This window comes from Pseudomonas sp. AGC41 (assembly GCF_057334555.1).
In genome coordinates this window covers 15,498-20,607 of the sequence record NZ_JBHFJB010000087.1, presented here as the reverse complement: position 1 = coordinate 20,607, position 5,110 = coordinate 15,498, and the positions used below count along the sequence as shown (strand labels likewise).

General features: G+C 63.4%; 3 protein-coding genes. All 3 read left to right on the top strand.

Features of this window, described 5'->3' with window-relative positions:
• Positions 1-202: 202 nt before the first annotated feature.
• The 3 genes from ACE04F_RS15770 to ACE04F_RS15760 all read left to right on the top strand — a co-directional run bounded on the left by ACE04F_RS15770 (position 203) and on the right by ACE04F_RS15760 (position 5,077).
• Complete coding sequence (locus ACE04F_RS15770) at positions 203-1,975, top strand: N-acetylglutaminylglutamine amidotransferase (RefSeq protein ID WP_486108077.1); 1,773 nt, start codon at positions 203-205, stop codon at positions 1,973-1,975.
• 3 nt (positions 1,976-1,978) lie between these two features.
• A complete protein-coding gene (gene ngg, locus ACE04F_RS15765; protein WP_486108075.1) occupies positions 1,979-3,724 on the top strand; it encodes an N-acetylglutaminylglutamine synthetase in 1,746 nt (581 codons plus the stop codon).
• 162 nt (positions 3,725-3,886) lie between these two features.
• On the top strand, positions 3,887-5,077 hold the full coding sequence (locus tag ACE04F_RS15760; RefSeq protein ID WP_434572690.1) for an osmoprotectant NAGGN system M42 family peptidase: 1,191 nt from the start codon (positions 3,887-3,889) through the stop codon (positions 5,075-5,077).
• The last annotated feature ends 33 nt before the right edge of the window (positions 5,078-5,110 follow it).

The window sequence follows — 5,110 nt, the reverse complement described above, 5'->3', positions numbered from 1 at the left end:
TCTATTGACTGTGCCACCGCTTTCGCGAGCAGGCTCGCTCCCACAAGATCCTCGTCAGTCTGAATGAGCTGCGATCCCCACCCGTCGGCTTATAACGCATCGATATAAAACTCACGGCAATCCCCCAGGTCAGTTTCAGAGTACCCACCATTTCGGCGGGTACTGTTTGACCCCTCCCCAACGGAAAAACCGGTAAGGACTTATGTGCGGATTAGCTGGTGAGTTACGTTTCGATCAACAACCTGCGGACCTTGCGGCCGTAGAGCGCATCACCCATCACCTGGCCCCTCGCGGCCCTGACGCGTGGGGTTTTCATAGCCAGGGGCCGATCGCCCTCGGCCATCGGCGCCTGAAAATCATGGACCTGTCCGACGGCTCGGCCCAGCCGATGATCGACAATCATCTGGGCCTGTCCCTGGCGTTCAATGGCGCGATCTACAACTATCCGGAACTGCGCAGCGAACTCGAAGGCCTGGGCTACACCTTCTATTCCGGCGGCGACACCGAAGTGTTGCTCAAGGGCTATCACGCCTGGGGCGAAGCGCTGCTGCCGAAACTCAATGGCATGTTCGCCTTCGCCATCTGGGAACGCGACGCCAAGCGGCTGTTCATTGCCCGCGACCGTCTCGGCGTCAAGCCGCTGTACCTGTCGCGTACCGGCCAGCGCCTGCGCTTTGCCTCGGCGCTGCCGGCACTGCTCAAAGGCGGCGATATCAGTGCGGTGCTTGACCCGATCGCCCTCAATCACTATCTGAATTTCCATGCGGTCGTCCCGGCGCCTCGCACCTTGCTGGCCGGTATTGAAAAACTGCCACCGGCAACCTGGATGCGCATCGAAGCAGACGGCCGCACCGAACAGAAAACCTGGTGGACGCTGCCCTACGGGCCACGGGCCGATGAACAGAACCTCAACCTGGAAGACTGGATTGATCGCGTGCTCGACAGCACCCGCGAGGCCGTCGCCATCCGCCAGCGCGCCGCCGTCGACGTGGGCGTGCTGCTCTCGGGCGGCGTCGATTCGAGCATGCTCGTCGGCCTATTGCGTGAAGTGGGCGTGGAAGACCTGTCCACCTTCTCCATCGGCTTCCAGGACGCCGGCGGCGAGCGCGGTGACGAGTTCCAGTATTCGGACCTGATCGCCAAGCACTACGGCACCCGCCATCATCAGTTGCGCATCGATGAGAAAGAAATCATCGAACAACTGCCGGCCGCGTTTCGTGCCATGAGCGAGCCGATGGTCAGCCATGACTGCATTGCTTTTTACCTGTTGTCGCGCGAAGTCGCCAAGCACTGCAAGGTGGTGCAAAGCGGCCAGGGCGCCGACGAACTGTTCGCCGGTTACCACTGGTATCCGCAAGTGGACGGCGCCAGCGACCCGTACGCCGCCTATCGCGCGGCATTCTTCGACCGCAGCTATGAAGAATATGCCGCGACCGTGCAGCCCAAATGGCTGACGGCCAACGACGCCGCCGGTGACTTCGTCAAGGAGCACTTCGCCCAGCCGGGTGCCGATGCCGCCGTCGACAAGGCCCTGCGCCTGGACAGCACCGTGATGCTGGTGGACGACCCGGTCAAGCGCGTCGACAACATGACCATGGCCTGGGGCCTGGAAGCGCGCACGCCGTTCCTCGACTACCGGTTGGTGGAGCTTTCGGCACGGGTCCCGGCAAAATTCAAGCTGCCCGATGGCGGTAAGCAGGTACTCAAGGAAGCGGCCCGCCGGGTAATCCCGAGCGAAGTCATCGACCGCAAGAAAGGTTATTTCCCGGTCCCGGGCCTCAAGCATCTGGAAGGTGAAACCCTGGCCTGGGTTCGCGAACTGCTGCTGGACCCGAGCCAGGATCGCGGTTTGTTCAACCCGACCATGCTCGACCGTTTGCTGACCGACCCCAACGGTCAGCTCACGCCGTTGCGCGGCTCGCGGCTATGGCAATTGGCGGCGCTGAACCTGTGGCTCAGCGAGCAAGGAATCTGACTGATGAAACCCCACCCGACCCTTCACAACCAACGTCTTTTGCGCGGCCAACCACCCTCCTACGAACGCTTGCAGGCGCGCCTGGCCGAAGATGGCAGCGAACTGGGCGCCGCTCCGATCGTCGTGCATTGCGGCTGGGGCCGCTTGCTCGTCGGCCATACCTTTCCGGACCCGGCGACTCTAGCCCGGGAGCTGCTCAACGAGCAGCCCGGCGAGCGCGACATTGCCTTGTACGTCGCCGCGCCGCAGCAAGTGCTGGGGCTGGAACCGGCGCACCTGTTCCTTGACCCGTCGGATACCCTGCGCCTGTGGTTCAGCGATTATCGCCAAGCCACGCGAGTGTTCCGCGGCTTCCGAATCCGCCGGGCACAGAGTGACAGCGACTGGCAGGCCATCAACCAGCTCTACCAGGCCCGCGGCATGCTGCCCATCGATCCGCAGCGTCTGACCCCGCGCCACCAAGGTGGGCCGGTGTACTGGCTGGCCGAAGACGATGACACCGGCGCGGTGATCGGCAGCGTCATGGGTCTCAACCATCAGAAGGCGTTCAACGACCCGGAACACGGCAGCAGCCTCTGGTGCCTGGCGGTGGACCCGCAATGTTCGCGGCCCGGCGTCGGCGAAGTGCTGGTGCGCCATCTCATCGAGCATTTCATGAGCCGTGGCTTGAGCTACCTGGACCTGTCGGTGCTGCACGACAATCGCCTGGCGAAAAATCTCTACGCCAAGCTCGGCTTCCGCAGCCTCCAGACCTTCGCAATCAAGCGCAAGAACGGCATCAATCAGCCGCTATTCCTCGGGCCTGGCCCGGAGGCGAAGTTCAACCCTTACGCGCGAATCATCGTCGAAGAAGCGCACCGGCGCGGCATCGAAGTGCAGGTGGACGACGCCGAGGCCGGGTTGTTCACTCTGGTGCATGGCAGCCGGCGGATTCGCTGCCGGGAATCGCTGAGCGACTTGACTAGTGCGATCAGCATGACCCTGTGCCAGAACAAGAGCCTGACCCACAAGGTGCTGAAAAACGCCGGCCTGAACCTGCCGGCGCAACAGTTGGTGGGCAATGCCGACGACAACCTGGCGTTTCTCGATGAACACGAGCGCGTGGTGGTCAAGCCGCTGGACGGCGAACAGGGCCAGGGCGTGGCGGTGGACCTGCGGACCATCGAGGAAGTCCAGAACGCCATTGAAACGGCCCGACGCTTCGACAGCCGCGTGCTGCTGGAGAGCTTCCACGAAGGGCTCGACTTGCGCATCCTGGTGATCGGTTTTGAAGTAGTGGCGGCGGCGATCCGGCGCCCGGCGGAAGTGATCGGCGACGGCCAGCACACCATCGGTGCGCTGATCGAGGCACAGAGCCGACGGCGCCAGGCCGCTACCGGCGGCGAAAGCAAAATCCCGATGGACGCCGAGACCGAGCGCACCTTGAGTGCGGCCGGCTATGACTATGACAGCGTGTTGCCGGCGGGTGAGCATCTGTTTGTCCGACGCACCGCGAACCTGCATACCGGCGGCGTGCTGGAGGACGTCACCGCGATCCTCCATCCGACCCTGGCCGATGCGGCGGTGCGCGCCGCGCGGGCGCTGGACATTCCAGTGGTCGGTCTCGACCTGCTGGTACCGGCGGCCGATCAACCGGACTACGTGTTCATCGAAGCCAACGAACGCGCCGGCCTGGCCAACCACGAACCGCAACCGACTGCCGAGCGCTTTGTGGACCTGTTGTTTCCCCATAGCCAGTCGGCGGTCTGATTCAAATCTCTCTGTGGCGAGGGAGCTTGCTCCCGCTCGAGCGCGAAGCGGTCGCCTGGGCCCCGAGGCCTGAAAAGAAGGACCGCTTCGCGGCCCAGCGGGAGCAAGCTCCCTCGCCACAAGGTTCCCCATTCAAAACTTAACGTTCCGTGAGGAGTTTCCATGATCAGCAAAATTCCCGAACCGGATCTCGCATACCTGCAGAAGGTCTTGTTGGAGATGCTCGCCATTCCCAGCCCGACCGGCTTCACCGATACCATCGTGCGGTACGTCGCCGAGCGCCTGGAAGAACTGGGCATTCCTTTCGAAATGACCCGACGCGGCACGATCCGCGCCACCCTCAAGGGTCGCAAGAGCAGCCCCGACCGGGCCGTTTCGGCGCACTTGGACACCATCGGCGCCTCGGTTCGCGCCATCAAGGACAACGGCCGCCTGACGCTGGCCCCCGTGGGCTGCTGGTCCAGCCGCTTTGCCGAAGGTAGCCGGGTCAGCCTGTTCACCGACACTGGGGTGATCCGTGGCAGCGTGCTGCCGCTGATGGCTTCCGGACACGCGTTCAACACCGCCGTCGATGAGATGCCCATCAGTTGGGACCATATCGAACTGCGCCTGGACGCCTACTGCGCCACCCGCGCCGATTGCGAAACGTTGGGGGTGGGCATCGGCGACTATGTGGCATTCGACCCTCTGCCGGAATTCACCGAAAGCGGCCATATCAGCGCCCGTCACCTGGATGACAAGGCGGGGGTCGCCGCGTTGCTGGCGGCGCTCAAGGCGATTGTCGACAGCGGCGAGGAACTGTTGATCGACTGCCACCCGTTGTTCACCATCACCGAGGAAACCGGTAGCGGCGCGGCGGCCGCATTGCCTTGGGACGTCAGCGAATTCGTCGGGATAGACATTGCACCGGTCGCACCGGGCCAGCACTCCAGCGAACACGCGGTAAGCGTGGCGATGCAGGATTCTGGCGGGCCCTACGACTATCATCTGTCACGACATTTGCTGAAGCTGGCCAAGGAGCACGAACTGCCGGCGCGCCGCGACCTGTTTCGCTATTACTTCAGCGACGCCCATTCGGCGATCACCGCCGGGCACGACATCCGCACTGCCCTGCTCGCCTTTGGCTGCGACGCGACCCATGGCTATGAACGCACTCACATCGACAGCCTGGCCGCGCTGAGCCGCCTGCTCGGCGCCTACATCCTCAGCCCTCCGGTATTCGCCAGCGACGCGCAACCGGCTCAGGGATCACTGGACCGCTTCAGTCACCAGATCGAGCACGATGCGCAGATGGAAAGCGACACCCGGGTGCCGTCGGTGGACAGCCTGATCGGGCAGCGTTCGGATAGCTGAACCCAGCCCTTATTGATTCTTACGATGTTTTCG

Excerpts from the sequence above, each read along its gene's own strand:
- ngg (WP_486108075.1), top strand. The coding sequence starts at position 1,979 with ATGAAACCCCACCCGACCCTTCACAACCAACGTCTTTTGCGCGGCCAA.
- ACE04F_RS15760 (WP_434572690.1), top strand. The coding sequence starts at position 3,887 with ATGATCAGCAAAATTCCCGAACCGGATCTCGCATACCTGCAGAAGGTC.
- ACE04F_RS15770 (WP_486108077.1), top strand. The coding sequence starts at position 203 with ATGTGCGGATTAGCTGGTGAGTTACGTTTCGATCAACAACCTGCGGAC.